The sequence below is a fragment of the Brevundimonas sp. genome, assembly GCF_013823285.1.
Classification (GTDB): Bacteria; Pseudomonadota; Alphaproteobacteria; order Caulobacterales; family Caulobacteraceae; genus Brevundimonas.
The window spans coordinates 1-17,341 of sequence record NZ_PNLV01000026.1; the positions used below are offsets into that span (position 1 = coordinate 1).

A 17,341-nucleotide genomic window follows, 5' to 3' on the forward strand; every position below is an offset into this window, starting at 1 on the left:
TGATCAAGAGCCACCACAATGTGGGCGGCCTGCCGGACTTCATGAAGCTGAAGCTGGTGGAGCCCCTGCGCGAGCTGTTCAAGGACGAGGTGCGGGCGCTGGGCCGCGAGCTGGGCCTGACCGACGCCTTCGTGGGCCGCCACCCGTTCCCCGGACCCGGCCTGGCCATCCGCATCCCCGGCGAGATCACGCCGGACGCTGTGAAGACCCTGCAGGACGCCGACGCCATCTATCTGGACGAGATCCGCAAGGCGGGCCTGTACGACGAAATCTGGCAGGCCTTCGCCGTGCTGCTGCCGGTCAAGACCGTGGGTGTGATGGGCGACGCCCGGACCTATGAAAAGGTGCTGGCGCTGCGCGCGGTGACCTCCACCGACGGCATGACGGCGGACTTCTACCAATTCCCCTGGGACGTCTTGGCCCGCACCGCCACCCGCATCATCAACGAGGTGCGCGGCGTGAACCGGGTGGTCTACGACGTGACGTCCAAGCCGCCGGGGACGATCGAGTGGGAATAATTCAGCCCTCTCGGGACCTTTCGAGAGCGCTTGGAAAGCTGCCCACAAGTCACTGACAATATTGTGAATTCTAACGAGGCCCTTCGAGATCATTCGGAGGGTCTTTTTTCGTTTTTCCGTCCTTGCTGACGGTATCGCCCGACGTTGATCCGGCCGAGTCAGGCCCATACCGTCAATGGACGCCGAGGCGCCTGACGGTACTGAACTCTCCTAAGTCATGGAAAAAGAAGAAAAAAGTCGTCTGAAAACCGGTCAAATTCGAACACGGCCTCAGGGAGGTGAGTATACCGTGCTCACCGACGCCGTACTCAAGAATTTACGTCCGAAATCAAAATCTTACAAGAGTACCGACAGGGACGGCATGTACGCCTACGTTTCACCGGGCGGAGCGATCTCGTTCGGTTCAGCGGACGGCGCGAGACGGTGACCTTGGGCCGCTACGGCCGAGGTGGTTTGAGCCTGGCGCAGGCGCGCGAACGGCTCTTCGAAATCAAGCGGACCATCGCCGACGGCGTGTCGCCGGCGATGGAGAAGCAGCGCGCCAAGCGCCGACTTAAAGAGGCGCGCAGTTTCGAGCATGTTGGCCAGGGCTGGATGGACAAGGCGCCGATGGCCCGACAGCACACGCAACATGCGCCGCTCGATCTTCAATCGGGAGGTGTTGCCGAAGGGGCGGAGCCGATTGCTGTCTGAGATCACGCCGGACGACCTGCGCACGCACTGCAAGTCAATCGTGGACCGCGGCGCTCCGGCGACAGCGATCCACGCCCGGGACATCGTCAAGCAGGTCTATGCCTGGGCTCGGATACGCCTGAAATCCGGCGACCGCCTCCCGGATCGACGCGCGGGGCTCGGGGGAGGGCGCGTCGATGGGCCGGAAAGGGTCAGCGGCCCACGGCGGCCGCCAGGGCCACGGCGTCCGGTCCGGCCGGGAAGTGGAGCCGCTCGCCGTTGTCGTGGACGGCGCTCCAGACCGCCTCGGCCACGTCGGAGGGCGCCGTGGTCAGTTCCGCCGCGCCGAAGGCCTGCAGGACCGGCGCGGCGAAGTCGGCGTAGGCCTCGTGGACGACCTCATTGAAGTCGACGTCGGAATTCTCGCTGAAACGGGTGGACGGGCCATAGCCCGGCTCCACCAGCTTCACCCGGACGCCGAAGAAGGCCAGCTCAAGGGCCAGGGATTCGCTGAGGCCCTGGATGGCCGTCTTGCTGGCCGTGTAGATCGAGGACAGGGGCATGCCGGTCATGGTGACCGTCGAGGTGACATTGACGATGACGCCGGCGCGGCGGCCCCGGAACTGGGGAATGACCGCCTGGCACATGGCAATGGTGCCGAAGGTGTTGGTCTCGAAGATCTCGCGGGCCTTGAGCAGGGAGGCGTTCTCCAGGGTGCCGAACAGGCCGACGCCGGCGTTGTTGACCAGCACGTCGATGGGTCCGGCCTGCTCGATCACCGCGGCGATGCTGAAGGGGTCGGTGATGTCCAGGGGCAGGATACGCAGGCGGTCGGACGCCGGCAGCACGTCCTGACGGGGCGTGCGCATGGTGGCGATGACGGTCCAGCCCTGGGCCAGGAAGTGGCGGGCGGTCTCCAGTCCGTAGCCGCTGGAGGCTCCGGTGATCAGAATGGTCTTCATGGCGATCTCCTTGGTGTGTGTGACATCCTTCTAGGCGTCTGCGGCCGGACGATCTGGCGCTTGAAGTCCTCATTTCCTTGGATATAGTCCGGATCATGGTGGACCCCCTCTCCGACGTCATCCGGCTGCTGCGCCCCCGCACCGTGTTCACAAAGGGCATCAGCGGCGCGGGGGCCTGGGCCGTGCGCTACGCCGCGTTCGGCCATCCCAGCTTCAGCGCGGTGACCGAGGGGCGTTGCCGGCTGCTGGTCGACGGCCAGGCGCCGATCGAGCTGGAGGCCGGCGACTTCGTGCTCATGCCCGCCACCCCCGGCTTCACCATGAGCAGCCTGCAGGCCGCCACGCCCCGGCTCGTCGATCCCCAGATTGCGCCCGCGCCGGGCGACGAGGTGCGGCACGGCGATCCGGAGGCGCCCGCGGATGTGCGCATGATCGGCGGCTATTTCCTGTTCGACTCGCCGGACGCGGCGCTGCTGGTCGCCCTGCTGCCGACCCTGGTCCACGTCCGCGGCGTCGAGCGGCTCACCACCCTGGTGCGCATGCTCGGCGAGGAGGCGCGTGAGGGCCGGGCCGGGCAGAACCTGGTCATGTTCCGGCTGATCGAGGTCCTGCTGGTGGAGGCGTTACGGTCCCTCCCGGGGGACCAGGCCGCACCGGGTCTGCTGCGCGGCCTGGCCGACCAGCGGGTGGCCGCGGCCATGCGCCGGATGCACGGCGCCCCGGACCGGCCCTGGACGGTCGCGGGCCTGGCGCAGGAGGCCGGCATGTCCCGATCCGCCTTCTTCGAGCGGTTCAGCCGCGCCGTGGGCCTGCCGCCGATGGAGTATCTGGTGGCCTGGCGCATGGCGATGGCCAAGCGTCTGCTGCGGCGGCGCGACATTCCCATCGACGCGGTGGCCGAGCAGGTGGGGTACGGCTCCGCCAGCACCTTCAGCACCGCCTTCCGGCGGCATGTGGGCCAGTCCCCCGGACGCTACGCCCGGGGCGCCGCCGTGGAGAGTGCCGCCTGATCTTCCAATGGCCGGGAACGGATCACGACATGCGGCCGCGCGCCGGCCACGGAGGAAAATTCGAGAAAGGCTAAAGGAAACGCCGCCGCCGCTGGTCCTAGCGCCGAGGAGACCGAGGGGGTCTCGTTCCTGGGGGAAATCCAACCATGTCGTTTGTGCGATCCCTGAGCGTGCGCGACGCGCTCTTCGCTTCCGTGGCGGCGACCGCCGTGCTTTCGGCCGACATCATCCGGGATCCGGCGGTCGCCCCCCTGTCCTACAGCTTCCTGGATTTCGGCACGCTCAGGAGCCCGTCGGAGTCCACCACCGAGGCCTTCTCCACGCGGTTCGTGGGCCCCTTGCCGATCGACCTGCCCGGCGGACGCCCCTCCCTGCACCTGCTGTTCGAACGCACGGAGGTCTGGAACGGAGAGTCGGAATTCTACCAGAACACGGCCGCCTCCTCCGTCATCCTCTTCACTCCCGACCGCTGGCAGAATGCACCGGCTCCGCCACCGGCGGGACCATCGATCGGGTGGGGATTCCAAGCTGTCTCCTGGACGAGACGATCCGGCGCCGCCTGATCCTGGAGGCTCTGGTGGACTGACTCCGATCTCCACCGAGGTTGGCCATTTCCCACCGGCGGCGGCCGGGTGCCGTGTTCGGATTCTCGACCGTCCACTTTCGGACTGACGCAAACAAACGGCGGACGCACGACTAGGAAAACAGCTTAGCTTGGCGAGACAATGATCCATCGCGCCCGGCCATCGTGGCCAACAATCTGGACTTTGCAGGTCGCCACCATGAACCGTCGCTTCGTCATCTTCGCCGCAATCGCCACGCTGCCGTTGGCGTCAACAGCAGCCTTCGGTCAGGAGGAGACCGCGCCCCCGGTCGCCGCGAATGTGGTGCTGGTCCACGGCGCTTTCGCCGACGGCTCCAGTTGGGCGCCGGTGATCCGAATCCTGCAGCGCGAGGGTCTGCAGGTCGTCGCGGTTCAGAATCCTCTGACGTCGTTTGAGGAGGACGTCGCTACGACCAGGCGGGCCTTGGCGCGCATCGATGGCCCCATCGTTCTTGTCGGCCACTCCTACGGCGGCATGGTCATCACCGAGGCCGGCGATGACCCCAATGTCGCCGCTTTGGTCTATGTGGCTGCCCGCGCGCCCGACGTCGGGGAAGACTATCCTGCGCTCGCGGCCCGGTTTCCGACGCCTCCAGCGGGAGCCGGGATTGTCCGCGCCGACGGCTTCGCCCAGTTCAGCGAGGCCGCCTTCCTGAGTGACTTCGCCGGCGACATTCCAAGCGAGCAGGCGAGAGTGCTGTTCGCTGCGCAAGGCCCCATATCGGACACCCTTTTTTCGGGCCGAACGACCTATGCCGCATGGCGTGAAAAACCCTCTTATTACGCGATTTCCACGGCGGATCGGACGACATCGCCCGAACTCCAGCGATTTGTGGCGACCCGGATGAACGCGGAGGTCGTCGAACTGAACTCCAGTCACCTCTCCCCGGTTTCGCATGCTGAAGAAATCGCTGCTCTCATCATCCGGGCAGTAAATCCGGACCAATGATCGTGGCCCCAGCTCGGCTGTTTCAGGGTCAGCACGCCCCACAGCTATGAAGCCGTCAGGCCGACATTTGCGCCGGCTGCTTTCGGGGCACGCTGCAGAGCGATTTCCGTGCGTCGCCCGCGGGTGCGAAGCGGGAAGACCAGCCTGTAGGGGACAGAGAGTCGAGGCGCTTCTGGCGGCGGATGGTGATTTTCTGCACTCTCTGGGGGACAAACCCTCAATCGAAGTGCGCCAGGTCTTTCGAACACACGTTGCTGATCGCATGCGGTTGGCGCTGGCCATTTCGCGCGTGTCGATGGGTTTGGTTGCGGCGGTCCATGGGGGCAGGCTCGCTCCAGCTAGCAGCAACCGCGCCTCGTAACTCAGACCCCGGAGACATGCAGGGGCGCCCTGCGTATCAGGTCAATGACATCGGAAAGGGGAAGGGAGCGAGGTTGTTGCTCGCCTTCCACGTGGAACAGAAGGTCTTGCGTCCTCAGATTAGAAGCCTCGCAGAAGCCGAGCGGCAAAACCGCCACTGAATCGGGGTCTACCGAGGTTCGCCAGCCGAAGACGCGGCTCGGCTCATCGTATGGGCCGTTGCGGATGACGGTGAACCTGGCCAGGTCGTCCACAAGCACTTCCTCGCCGCAGAATCCGACGGCGGCGTCTGACCCGACGATGGAGCCCCGGACGAGAACTTCGCGTCCGTCTAGCCGATATCTGAGCACATCCTGGTAGACCGAGAGGGCGATCGGGATGTTCAGCCGGCCACTTGAGTAGACGAGTCGCTCAAGGGCGGGATCGACGTCGGCGGAGACGAGTAGACGGCTCTTGATCGCCGGTGGGCTAAGGTTCTCCATTTCCAGGATCGCCGCGGTCATGCTGACGAGTGGAGCTGCGAACGATGTGCCCGCCCGCTCGATCGTCTCGACGCGGTAGCCCTCCGCTTCCGCGGCGCCGGAGTAGACCGGGATTCCGCAGCCGGGCGCCAGGATATCGACAGACCAAGGGCCCCAACGGCTGAAGCTGAGCATCTGCAGGGCACGGTCGTGCGCGCCGACGGTAAACACGTTCGCATTGCGGACCGTCGTCGAAGACCCGCCCAATCCCCCCGGCCAAGACCAAGTGTGCCGCTCGAACTGCGTGCCGCTGTTTCCGGCCGCAACCACCAGAAGCAGGCGCCGGCCTTCGTCCTCCAGCGCCCGGATGAACTCCCGGCGTTCATCGATGGCGGTGAGGCTGATGTTGAGAATGCTGATTTCGTTGTCGTTGGCTTCCCTAAGGGCGTCCCGGATCGCACGGCCGCTCAGGAAGGGTGTGTCGTGGGACGACTGAGCGACACTGGCGAAGACCACGCTGAAGTAGGGCCTGAGGAGATCCCGGTCCGCCTGGGATGCGGCCGGACCAAGCAATGACGGGCCGCCAAGAAGAACGCTGGCCACCTCTGCGCCGTGACTACGGTTCGGCAGCCGCCACGGCGGCCGTGCGTCGTTCCGCTGCATCGCCAGGTTGACGCCCACGAACCGTTTCGGTCCCATCCTGCCGACCGGCCGCAGGGCTCCCAAGGTCGCTGGATGAAACGGGGACGGCTGGAGTTCTTCTGCGTCGAACCCGGTATCCAGAACCATCACGGTCGTGGCCGACACCAGTGGACCGCCCCGCAGCCGGTGGTTTTCCGTAAGAACCGACCTTACCGCGGCCCAGTCCACCGGCCAATCAGGCGACGCGCTGCATTCGCCGTCGCCCGGGTCCGCTTGCGCGATGAGGCTGGCCGTGATTGCCGGCGCCGCCTCGAAGCTTGATGCTGACTCTTCACGCAGAAGGGCGAGGGACGCTAGCGCCTCCGTCATGGTGATCTCCGGACGAAGGCTTATGTTCGTCCAGCGGGGGCTCACGGGAAGGCTGACAAAGTCACCAAACTCAAGCCTGCGCGTATCGACCCCCACGTTGTTAAGGGTGAACAGGGCCGCGTTGTGGACAGCTTCATAGCCCCTTGCGGTTCGCGTAGTTCCGACCTGAACGGCGGCGCCGGCGAGGTTAATAGAAGCGTCAGCGCCGTACAGGGACGAACCGGCGAACGCGAGTTGCAAGTCCTGGTATATGCGCTCGATAAAGACGGTCTGGGTTAGCGCCACAGGCTCGTGCACCGGCGCGAGGGCGCAGGCAGGATAGACAACGCTGCGCCCCGACAGGTCGGCGCCCGTGTTTCCGATTTCGTCCTCCCCGAGATCCGGGTTCAGGTCCCGAAGAACGGTGACGTAGGCAGGCTGCACTGTCCCGCAGCGCTCGAGGATGACGTCCTCAATGCTCTCGTCGGGCCGATGGATGACGGTGGTGGATTGGCCGATCCGGGCGATCAAGGTTGCGACGGCGGGATCGTGAGGATCGATCAGGCGAATGTCCAGGCTCGACTCTTGGGCCGCCGCAGTCGTCGCCAGCGACGCCGCCATGAATGCGTACAGGCAGCATCTAGTCATGGCACAGCTCCGACCTTTCATTGATCCCGCAAATGGCCCGTCCGGGCGCGGACGCCCAGGTCGAGATGACAGCCCTGACCTCCGCGTGGGCGATCGCGGAGATTTCTGAAGTGACGACCTGGTCGCCGGCCGTGTTCAGGCCCACGATCTCCCTACGCCGTGCGCTGAACACCCGATAAGCCGGCCCGCCGCTGTCCCCTGGGCACACCGCTGCGCCGCCTCGCGTCCTTATGATGGGCCAGCGGCCAGGCAGGGTTTCAACGACCGCCCCCCCCTGGAAGAGTTCACCCCGGCGGGTTCCCTCTGGGGTCACGCATCCATAGCCCTGAAGCAGGAGGGCGTCCGACACTCTCAGGGGCGGTGTGTTGGCGCTGAGGCGCTCGAACCGCAGCCCCTCTGGAGGCACGAACGGCGAGACGATGAGGCAGAGTGTGACGTCGGAAAGGACCGGTTCGCAGCGGACGTCGACCCAGTCATCAATGATGAAGGCGCGGCCAACGGCTCCATCCCGCATGCAGTGGCTCGCAGTAAGGATCACGCGCGCGCCGACCAGCGTGGCCGTGCATAGCGTCCCCCCGGGTCCGTCAAATCGCAGCGTGGCTGGCCAGGCCTTGGGGTCGGATTTTTCACCGCCGAGAATTTCCGGACCTGGGGTCGGCGGTGCTGGTGGAAGCATCAGAAAGTCGGCGTCTTCCGCTTCAGCGCTGCCGATCAGCGCCGCGCCCAAGAGGCCAGCGCCAAGAGCCAGCACGTTCCGACGCTGGCGATGTCGCATCCGGCCCGTCATGATGGTCAGGGCGTCGATTGCGCTTGTCGCGCGAGCGCCAGCGCTGAATCTGCGGTGATCTGGGCGGCCTCCGCGTTGGCGAGGGCGGTTTCCGCCTGGAGCGGTGCAAGCTGAGCCACCGTTGCGCCCTGAGCCCGCGCCGCAGCGAGTGCGTTCTCAGCCAGTTGCTGATTGGTTCGGGCCTGAACGCGCGCCAGCTCCGCCGCCGAGATTGCCGCCGGAACGCCGGCGATCGCCGGAGCTGATCTGGCGCTTGCCGAGGTTATGGTTTCGAATGTGGCTGCCGTGTCGCGGGTGCCGATGGTTGTCGGATTCCCCGCAGGGTCCAGAGCGATCTCAACTGAGGCCGAGCGGAACGCTCCGCTCGGCGCCTGCAGATAGAAGACGGGGCCTAGCTGGAGGACCGGGTACTGCCCGCTGAATATCTGCTCTGCGTCCGGACTGCCGCAGACGCTGACGTGACACGCCTGCAGGAGGCCGGGCGCAGCAAAGCGGACGGGAATGGCGTTGGGCGGCTGTGGTGGAACGTCGGAAAGGCCGCCCGCGGGCGGAGAGACGTCCGCCAAGCTTACAAAGACGTCGAACCTTGCGATCGCCTCAGGGCGCCGATCGGCCGACCATCTCTGAAACGCCTCCCGCGACAGGGAGAATGTCCCCTGCCGTTCGGATCCGACGCTAGGCCATTCGACCTCCTGAACGTGCGTGACGATCCTGAGTTGTTCGTTCAGCCTTCTCTGGCTGGCGGCAAGTTCGTCCTTTTTGACGTTCGTGCGGATGATGAGGGCCTGCAAGGCGCGCCGGTCTTCGGTCGAGGTGACGGGGCCGAGAGCAGCCGTCCGGGTCAGTTCATCGGTCAGCGCCGCCAGTTCTGTGGTCTGGCGCCGGACGACACTCGCCAAGCCTGCGTCTGCCTCGCCATCCCCGTTGATTAACTGGATCGCGTCAGCGACGGGCCTGGTACAGGCGTTTCCAGAACCCGGCCCGTCTGAAACAAGTCCAAGGAGGGGCGTGATCGCGGTGATCGTGGTGACGACGTTGGAGGCTATCACGCCGCCCTGACCTTCCGAGGTCGCGTTGAGCGCGGTGGAAACGCCGCTGGGCGCGTAGGTGACTTGGATCGTACCCTTATTCCACCAGCCATCCGAATGGAGGCTGTACACTTGGTCGACAGCGAGTGAGGGCTCGACCGAGAGGGAAATGTCGGCCGTAAGTTGCGGGCCACATCCCGTGACCTTGCGGGTGATCTTCAGCTTGAAGGCGGTCATTGGAGGACGCCATGGGACGCCCCTCATTGCCTCTGCGCCGCCGTCGAAAGGCGTCACGCTGATACCGCCGCCACACCCCGAAAGCAGCAGGCTGCCTACGAGAACCCCAACACCCCCGCGCCCCATCGAACCTTCCTCGGTCTGTTGCGCTGGCATCAAACCATAGGTTGATCAAAGAGTCGACAGAACGTTGATCGGCGAAGGCGTCGTTTCTCCTCGGATCTTTGTGGAAGACCTGGCTGGGCAGGAGGGGTGCTGCGCCATTGCGGCTTGCAGCGAACACGGGGACCAGAACGAGTGGCCGGCGAAAGATCGGCATTAGGCCCTAAGTGGACGCCGTCAGCGTCTGCCCTGCGGATGCTCAGGCACGACGCCTAGTGTTACGACCCAGAGTGCCATACTGTCGAGGTAGCCAAGACGTCCAGTATCTGTTCGCCTTGTTTAGCCTAGGTTTTCAGCCTTGCAACTCGAATTCTTGGGCTGTGCGGCTAAGCCGTCTCGCCTCGACCCTCCCGTTATTTTGCGCGGGTAGGGTCGGGCGGTCAAAGGCACCTCGGCGCTGTTTTGCGAGGGTGTTGACGACTCCGCATGCGGGGGTAGTATTCGGGTGGCTCGGGGAGGGCATGTACAAGAATTTCCAGGAGTTTCTGAAGGCGTCTTCATACCCGCCGCGGGCTTCACTGCCGTTGGTCCACTCCGCCCGCGCCGACACCCTAGGCAAGCCCTTCGGCAGCAATATGCTAAAACCGCAGACCTGCGACGTCTCTGGTGATGAGTTGACTTATTTCTTCGTCGGCCGGCCCGCCTACAAATGGATTAGCGACGAAGGTGAAACGCCCTATTGGGATCTGCCAGCCTGCTTCATTTTCGAATATGCATCCGTCACGCCCTTCCACCAAGTTTCCCATTTTATTCGGGGGCTTGGGAGCAGAATCGGATGCCCTCCTACATGTCGTCGTTCAAGCGCGACTATTACGAATCTGCCGCGGTCGCAGAGGGGCCCCAACGCATCGTCGGCGCCTATTTCACCAACCTTGAAGATTATCTGGCCTGCGAACCGCGAACCCAGAGGGAATTCGAGACCAGCCATCGTCTCACGCCCTTTGATGCAGAGATCAAGGCATTGCATCGTCTGGCCACCGGGAGAGATTTCCCCAAGATTGACGACCGTCGAATGGTGATCGAGGTGCAGACGCAGGTTTATCTGGATCTCAGGGTCGTGAAACCACTCGCGGCTCGCCCTCCATGTGCCCGTGGAGCGGGCGCGCAAGGCTCGGCTTTCCGCTTACGACGAGCGGGTAGGCTGTCAGCATCTGCTCTTCGGGCGATGCCATTGCGCCACGGCGGCTCGTCCGAAGATCAGCTCGGAGGGCGCTCACGACCGTTAAGTTCGGATGCGCCGACAGCGCTTTCGCCGTCTCAACGGAACGCAGCGCCTGGACGCACGCCCAGCCGTTTCAGCAGGAGCGCCGCAGGGCAGAAGCCTGTGATCGAGGCCTGGAAGAGGTTGAGGCCCACGAGCACCGGGAGCCACATCCAGGCGGGATGCACCCACCAGGTCAGGGCCGCTCCGATAAGGACGAGCGAGCCGGCCAGCATCATGACGGCATGATCGAGGGTCACGGGGCGGTCTCCTGTGAGGAATGTCTTGCGGTGGGCTCCCGCAACTTGTTAGCGCCGAGAAGATTGAGAGCCAGTTTCTCGTAGAGTGGTTCGGCCTGGCCCGTTCGGACCTTGTGCAGGAAGTAGCGTTCGAAGGCCGCCTTGGCGGCGTGAACCCAGCGGCCGCGGGACGCCCAATTGATGTTTCGCGGCGGAATCTGGGGCTGGGCGATGAACGCGACGCCCTCGTCGCCGAAATCGGCCAGACAGATGGCGTTCCAGCTGGCTTCCGCCGTGGGCGGCTTGCCGTCGATGATGTCCCTGAGATTGAGCGAGATCGCGGTGACCATGCTTTCGATCATGAATCCGGTCTTGGGCACGCCCACCGGCACCGGGGTCGGGCCGGTGGGCGGAATGGCGATGCAGACGCCCAGGGCGAAGATGTCCGGCCAGGTCGGGTTGCGCTGGTGCTTGTCCACCAGGACGAACCCGCGCGGATTGGTCAGCCCCTCGACGCCCCGGATCGCCTCGACGCCCCGGAAGGCGGGCAGCATCATGGAGTAGGCAAAGGGCAGGTCATGGCTCGCCTTGACCGACCCGTCCTGCGCGACTTCCTCAACATGCATCATGCCGGCGTCGACGGATGTCACCCGGGCGTTGGTGATCCATTTGATGTGGCGCTGGCGCATCTCGCTTTCCAGCAGACCCTTGGTGTCGCCTACGCCGTCGAGTCCAAGGTGCCCTATGTAGGGCTCCGAGGTCACGAAGGTCATGGGCGCGCGATCGCGCAGTTTGCGGCGCCGCAGCTCGGTGTCGAGGATCATCACGAATTCGTAGGCAGGCCCGAAGCAGGAGGCCCCCTGCACCGCGCCGACGACGATCGGGCCGGGCGCTTCCATAAAGGTGTCAAAGGCGGCCGCCGCCTCGACCGCATGGTCCACATGGCAGATCGAGACCGTATGACCTTCGGGGCCGAGGCCGGGGATCTCGTCAAAGGCCAGTTCAGGTCCGGTGGCGATGACCAGATAGTCGTAGTGCAGGGCGCGGCCGTCCGCGAGGTCGATCCCGTTTTCGTGGGGACGGATGCGCGTGGCGGCCACATTGATGAACTCGACGCCCTTGCGCCTCATCACATCGGGCAGCCGAACCTCGATCGCCTCCCTGGTGCGCCAGCGGACAGCCACCCAGGGGTTGGACGGCGTGAAATGGAAGATGTCGCCTTTGGAGACCATCACAACACGCGCCCGGTCTCCGACCACATGGCGAATATCGAACGCTGCGATCGCCCCGCCCAGACCCGCTCCGATGATGACGATGGTTGGCCGTGTCATGGCGCGCGCTTTCTTGCCGTGGCGTGAAGGCCGCACCCTTCACCATCGAAATCGCCGCGTCCTTGATCCGCATCAAGGACATCAACCCGCAGCCGGAGCGATGATCCCCCCGTCAAAGATCGCCCGCAGGATCAGATGAAGTCCACGACAGTCTTGTCCGCCTTGGCCGTCCTCTTGCTCGTCGCCTGCGGCGGCGATCCCGAACCTGTGGCGCAGGCGGATGTCCAGGGCGAGCGTCTCGTCATCAGACAGCAGACCGTTCCGACTCTGAAGCCGGCGTCTGCGATCATTACCTCCCGTGATCTCGCCGAGGCGCGCGCGCGCATTTCCGGCACCCTGGTGCGGCTGAACGTGCGCGAGGGCATGATCGTGAGCGAGGGTCAGGTGCTGGGGGTCGTGTCAGATGACCGTCTTTCCCTCCAGACTGCGGCCCTCGACGCCGCCGTCTCGGCCGCCGAGGCGGACGCAGTGCTCGCCCGGGATGGGCTGGCGCGCGTCCAGACGCTCTTCGACCGCGGCTTCTACGCCCAGGCGGCGCTGGATCAGGCCCGCGCAGCATCTGAAGCCGCCCAGGCGCAGCTGCGCGCCGCCCGGGCCCAGCGCGCCGCCAGCGTCGAGACGGCGAGCCAGGGGCGGATCCTGGCGCCGGTCGGGGGGCGGGTGTTGACCGCCGACGTGCCGGAAGGGTCGGTCGTCGTCGCCGGTCAGTCCATCGCCACCATCACGGCCGGCCCGCTGGTCCTCAGGCTGGAGCTGCCCGAAGCGCAGGGCCGCCGATTGAGGCAGGGCCAACAGATCCGGGTCGAGGGGGAGGACCTGCCGGCCGCCGGGACGGTCGCCCAGATCTACCCTGCGGCCGTCGCCGGCCGGATCGTCGCCGACATAGCGGTCGAGGGTCTGGCGAGCGACCGGGTGGGCCAACGGGTGCTGGTGCAGGCGCCGTTGGGCCAGCAGGAGGCTCTACTGGCGCCGCGCCGCTTCATCGCGATGCGTCATGGGCTGGCCTATTTACGCACCATCGACGCCTCGGGGCGGGTCAGTGAGGCGCCGGTTCAACTGGGCGAGTCCGATGACGCTGACACGGTCCGCATCCTCTCGGGTGTGAGCGAGGGCGACACACTCGTGGCGCCGGAGCCGGGGCGATGAATCTGGGGCTTTCCGGCCGGCTGACCCGGCTGACGCTCAACTCGCCGCTGACCCCGTTGATGCTGCTGGCGGCGATCGCGGTCGGCCTGATGGCGCTCTTTTCGATTCCCCGCGAGGAGGAGCCCCAGATCAGCGTGCCCATGGTGGACATTCTGGTGGCGACGCCTGGGCTGGACGCTTCGGACGCCGCGGAGCTGGCGGCCAAGCCTCTGGAAGCCATCGTCCGCAGCCTGGACGGGGTGGAGCATGTCTACACCCAGGTCGAGGACGACCGGGTGATGGTCACGGCCCGGTTCGAGGTTGGGTCCGATCCCGAAGATGCGGCTGTGCGCGTCCACGAGCGGGTCCGCGCCAATTATGACGCCATTCCCACAGGGGCTTCTGAACCACAGATCGTGACGCGGGGCATCAACGACGTGCCCGCCCTGGTGCTGACGTTGACGCCCCGCCCCGAGGTGGCGTCCCGCTGGAGCGATCAGGCGCTCCATGACGTCGCTGCAAGGCTCAGGACCGAAATCACCAAGGTCGACGATGTGGGCCTGACCTTCATCGAGGGTGGACGCCCGGCTGAAATCCGGGTGGAGCCGGACCCGGCCCGCATGTCCGCCCGGGGCGTGCCGCTGGTCTCCATTCTCGACACCGTCCGTCAGGCCAATCGCACCGTCCCCGCGGGCGTCGTGCGCGATCAGGGGCAGGCCCTGGTCGTTCGCGCCGGCGGCCGACTGTCGACGCCGCAGGACGCGGCCCTTCTGACCGTCCGGTCGTTGAGCGGCGATCCTGTCTATCTGAGCGATGTCGCCGATATCGTCCAGGCGCCGCGGGAGGACCAGGCGCGTGTGGCGCACTATGCGCGCGACCGGGACGGGTGGACCCGGACCCCGGCGGTCAGCCTGGCCATCGCAAAGCGCAGCGGCGCCAACGCGGTGGTGGTCTCCCACGCCGTGCTGGCTCGCGTTGACGCTCTCCACGGCACGTTGATTCCCGAGGGTCTGGAGGTGGTCGTCACACGCGACTATGGGGAGACCGCCAATGAAAAGGCCAACGAACTGCTGATGCACCTGGGTCTGGCGACGGTGTCCATCGTCGTCCTCATCGGGTTCGCCATCGGCTGGCGCGAGGCGACGGTCACCGCCGTGGTCATTCCGACGACGATCCTGCTGACGCTCTTCGCCTCCAACCTGATGGGCTACACCATCAATCGCGTCAGCCTGTTCGCCCTGATCTTCTCGATCGGCATTCTGGTGGACGACGCCATCGTCATGATCGAGAACATCGCGCGGCACTGGGCCATGAATGACGGCCGCAGCCGCCAGCAGGCGACAGTGGAGGCTGTGGCGGAAGTGGGCAATCCCACGATCGTGGCCACGCTCACGGTCGTCGCCGCCCTGTTGCCCATGCTCTTCGTTTCCGGGTTGATGGGGCCGTACATGGCGCCGATCCCCATCAACGCCTCGGCGGCGATGGTCTTCTCGTTTTTTGTCGCGGTCGTCATCGCCCCGTGGCTGATGATCAGACTCGCGCGCCGGGCCCTGAACGGCGCTCACCATAAGGGCGAGGACAGGCTGGGCCGACTCTATCGCAGGATCGCCGCGCCGGTGATCCGGACGAGGCGGTCGGCCTGGATCTTTCTGATCGTGGTGGGGATCGCCACGCTCCTCTCCATGTCCATGTTCGGCCTGCGGGCCGTGCCGGTGAAACTGCTGCCGTTCGACAACAAATCGGAGCTCCAGGTGTTGCTGGACATGCCCGAGGGGACCAGTCTGGAAACGACCGAGCGGGCATTGGCTTCGGCCGCTGTCGTCGTCCAGACCTTGCCCGAGGTGCTGTCGATGGAGACCTATGCGGGGTCGTCGGCGCCGTTCAATTTCAATGGGCTGGTCCGGCACTATTTCCTGCGTGACCGCCCGGAACAGGGAGACCTTGCGGTCCTGTTGGCGCCCAAGCACGATCGTCACCGCAGCAGCCACGCCGTGGCCCTTGATCTTCGACAGCGCCTGGCCGCGTTGCCCTTGCCGCCGGGCGCCGTGATCAAGGTCGTGGAGGCTCCGCCGGGGCCGCCTGTCCTGGCGACGCTGCTGGCCGAGGTCTATGGCCCGGACGCGGCGACCCGGCGCGCGGTGGCGCAGGAACTGGAGACCCTGTTCCGGGCCCAGCCGTCCATCGTGGACGTGGACAACAGCCGTGGCGAGCGGCGCCCCGTCCTAAGGCTGGTTCCGGATCGGGAGCGTATCGAACGTTTCGGCCTGTCCGAGCGCGAGGTGCTGGATTCCATCGCCGCGGTCATGGGCGGGCAGGTCCTCGGCTACGCCGCCCGGGACGACGAGCGCCCCCCGCCGGAGATCGCCGTGCGCCTGCCGCAGCAAGCCCGCTCCTGGACAGAGCAATTGGCGGTCATGCCGGTGGCGGTCACGACGCTGGACGGCGCGCCCCGTCTGGTTGAACTGGGGGAGGTGGCCCAGGCCCGCCGGGAACTGGCCAGCTGGCCGATCTATCGACGGGACGGACGCGCCGCTGAAATGGTCACCGCAGAACTCGCCGGCCAGTTCGAAGCGCCCATTTACGGCATTCTCACCATCGGGGACGCCATCGACGCCCATGACTGGGGCGACCTGCCGCGTCCCCGGGTTCGCCTGAACGGCCAGCCTGACGACGAGACCACAGCGACGATCCTGTGGGACGGCGAATGGGAGATCACCTGGGTCACCTTCCGAGACATGGGCGCGGCGTTCGGCGTGGCGCTGCTGGGCATCTATGTGCTCGTGGTGGCCCAGTTCCGCGATTTCCGGCTGCCGTTGGTGATCCTGACGCCGATCCCGCTGACCCTGATCGGCATCGTCATCGGCCACATGCTGTTCAGGGCGCCGTTCACGGCTACGTCCATGATCGGGTTCATAGCCCTGGCCGGCATCATCGTGCGCAACTCGATCCTGCTCGTCGACTTCATCGGCCACGCCCGGACGCCCGAACGGCCGCTGCGTGATGTTCTGCTCGAGGCCGGCGCCATCCGGTTCAAGCCCATCCTGCTCACCGCCCTGGCGGCTATGATCGGCGCGGGCGTGATCCTGTTCGACCCGATTTTCCAGGGTCTGGCGATCTCGCTGCTGTTCGGGCTGATGTCCTCGACCCTGCTGACCGTTCTTGTGATCCCGGCCATCTATGTGGCGCTGAAGGATGACGGGCGAGCGATGAGTGACAGCGCCGGGAGCGGAGCCGATGGCTGAGCCGGCCGTCGGCCCGGGCCTGCCGGAGACCTCTGGTCTGGAGGCGGGCGCCGCGGCCGCGGCCCGCATGCTGCGGCTGTTCGCCAACGAACATCGCCTCAGGTTGATGTGCCGGCTGAGCAAGGGTGACCATTCGGTGGGTGAGCTGGCCCGCGCCGTCGGGCTGTCGCAGTCGTCCTGTTCCCAGCATCTGGCCCGCCTGCGCGATGAAGGGCTGGTCGTCTCGCGCCGGGACAATCAGACGATCTACTACCGTCTCGCGGAACCAAAGGGGCGGCGGATCATCATCTCCGTGTGCGACCTGTCGCGGAACGCCACTGAAGGAGCCGAGAAATGACCTACTACCACGCCCGCATCATCGACGCCGATTTCGACGCGGTGCTCGCCCGCACCCGTGACGCCCTCAAGGCGGAAGGCTTCGGCATCCTGACCGAGATCGATGTGGCCGCGACCCTCAAGGAGAAGATCGGCGAGGATTTCCGCCCGTATCGCATCCTCGGCGCCTGCAATCCCCGCATGGCCCACGAGGCCCTGGAGATGGAGTCCCATGTGGGCGTCATGCTGCCGTGCAATGTGGTGGTTCAGGAAATCGACGGCCAGGCCGAGGTTTTCGCTGTCGATCCGGCTGCCTCCATGAACGCGATCGACAATCCGGAATTGCTCCGGCACGCCCGGTCGGTTGGCGAAAAACTACGCGCCGCCGTAGAGGCGATCTAGTTCGCATTCCGGCGTCGTGCATCTGCGCTGGCGTCAGACTGATTGGAGCTACAGGCGGCCCTCCCGCTCAAGCCTGCGGAAGTAGGCCATCAGATCAT

At 65.7% G+C, this 17,341-nt stretch carries 13 protein-coding genes and 2 pseudogenes; 9 read left to right on the forward strand and 6 right to left on the reverse strand.

The window, feature by feature from the left end; translation table 11 throughout:
* Positions 1 to 518: pseudogene (locus tag C0461_RS05695) on the forward strand (GMP synthase (glutamine-hydrolyzing)); the annotation flags it as partial.
* Positions 519 to 807: 289 nt separating this feature from the next.
* Positions 808 to 1,356, forward strand: a pseudogene (locus C0461_RS14465) (Arm DNA-binding domain-containing protein); the annotation flags it as partial.
* Between the two features lie 46 nt (positions 1,357 to 1,402).
* Here C0461_RS14465 and C0461_RS05705 read toward each other — a convergent pair.
* Positions 1,403 to 2,152, reverse strand: a complete 750-nt coding sequence (locus C0461_RS05705) for an SDR family oxidoreductase (protein ID WP_292104744.1) — start codon at positions 2,150 to 2,152, stop codon at positions 1,403 to 1,405.
* A 95-nt stretch (positions 2,153 to 2,247) separates the two neighbouring features.
* Here C0461_RS05705 and C0461_RS05710 point away from each other — a divergent pair, with 95 nt between their 5' ends.
* The 3 genes from C0461_RS05710 (at position 2,248) to C0461_RS05720 (ending at position 4,715) form a co-directional block, all read left to right on the forward strand.
* Positions 2,248 to 3,162: an AraC family transcriptional regulator gene (locus C0461_RS05710; RefSeq protein WP_292104746.1), complete on the forward strand. Its 915-nt coding sequence runs from the start codon at positions 2,248 to 2,250 to the stop codon at positions 3,160 to 3,162.
* Positions 3,163 to 3,308: 146 nt separating this feature from the next.
* Positions 3,309 to 3,725: a hypothetical protein gene (locus C0461_RS05715; RefSeq protein WP_292104748.1), complete on the forward strand. Its 417-nt coding sequence runs from the start codon at positions 3,309 to 3,311 to the stop codon at positions 3,723 to 3,725.
* A gap of 162 nt (positions 3,726 to 3,887) precedes the next feature.
* Positions 3,888 to 4,715 (forward strand): alpha/beta hydrolase, encoded by an 828-nt coding sequence (locus tag C0461_RS05720; protein ID WP_292104750.1) that lies wholly within the window; start codon positions 3,888 to 3,890, stop codon positions 4,713 to 4,715.
* A gap of 362 nt (positions 4,716 to 5,077) precedes the next feature.
* Here C0461_RS05720 and C0461_RS05725 read toward each other — a convergent pair whose 3' ends face one another.
* The 5 genes from C0461_RS05725 to C0461_RS05745 form a co-directional block, all read right to left on the reverse strand.
* Positions 5,078 to 7,147: a S8 family serine peptidase gene (locus C0461_RS05725; RefSeq protein ID WP_292104753.1), complete on the reverse strand. Its 2,070-nt coding sequence runs from the start codon at positions 7,145 to 7,147 to the stop codon at positions 5,078 to 5,080.
* Positions 7,148 to 7,166: 19 nt separating this feature from the next.
* Entirely contained in the window at positions 7,167 to 7,901 is a 735-nt protein-coding gene (locus C0461_RS05730; RefSeq protein ID WP_292104755.1) for a trypsin-like serine protease, read from the reverse strand.
* Between the two features lie 65 nt (positions 7,902 to 7,966).
* A complete protein-coding gene (locus tag C0461_RS05735; protein WP_292104757.1) occupies positions 7,967 to 9,226 on the reverse strand; it encodes a hypothetical protein in 1,260 nt (419 codons plus the stop codon).
* Positions 9,227 to 10,645: 1,419 nt separating this feature from the next.
* Positions 10,646 to 10,849, reverse strand: a complete 204-nt coding sequence (locus C0461_RS05740; RefSeq protein ID WP_292104758.1) for a DUF2892 domain-containing protein — start codon at positions 10,847 to 10,849, stop codon at positions 10,646 to 10,648.
* On the reverse strand, positions 10,846 to 12,159 hold the full coding sequence (locus C0461_RS05745; protein WP_292104761.1) for an FAD-dependent oxidoreductase: 1,314 nt from the start codon (positions 12,157 to 12,159) through the stop codon (positions 10,846 to 10,848). Before C0461_RS05745 ends, C0461_RS05740 begins: the two co-directional genes overlap by 4 nt.
* Before the next feature lie 135 nt (positions 12,160 to 12,294).
* On the opposite strand from C0461_RS05745, the gene C0461_RS05750 reads away from it, so the two are divergent.
* From C0461_RS05750 to C0461_RS05765, 4 genes are read left to right on the forward strand one after another with little or no spacing between them, the layout of a single operon-like run.
* Positions 12,295 to 13,305, forward strand: coding sequence for an efflux RND transporter periplasmic adaptor subunit (locus C0461_RS05750; RefSeq protein WP_292104763.1), 1,011 nt, complete (start codon positions 12,295 to 12,297; stop codon positions 13,303 to 13,305).
* Complete coding sequence (locus C0461_RS05755; protein ID WP_292104764.1) at positions 13,302 to 16,526, forward strand: efflux RND transporter permease subunit; 3,225 nt, start codon at positions 13,302 to 13,304, stop codon at positions 16,524 to 16,526. Before C0461_RS05750 ends, C0461_RS05755 begins: the two co-directional genes overlap by 4 nt.
* Complete coding sequence (locus C0461_RS05760; protein WP_292104766.1) at positions 16,519 to 16,863, forward strand: metalloregulator ArsR/SmtB family transcription factor; 345 nt, start codon at positions 16,519 to 16,521, stop codon at positions 16,861 to 16,863. The genes C0461_RS05755 and C0461_RS05760 overlap by 8 nt, the downstream gene beginning before the upstream one ends.
* A complete protein-coding gene (locus tag C0461_RS05765) occupies positions 16,860 to 17,243 on the forward strand; it encodes a DUF302 domain-containing protein (RefSeq protein WP_292104768.1) in 384 nt (127 codons plus the stop codon). The genes C0461_RS05760 and C0461_RS05765 overlap by 4 nt, the downstream gene beginning before the upstream one ends.
* Positions 17,244 to 17,341: the final 98 nt, after the last annotated feature.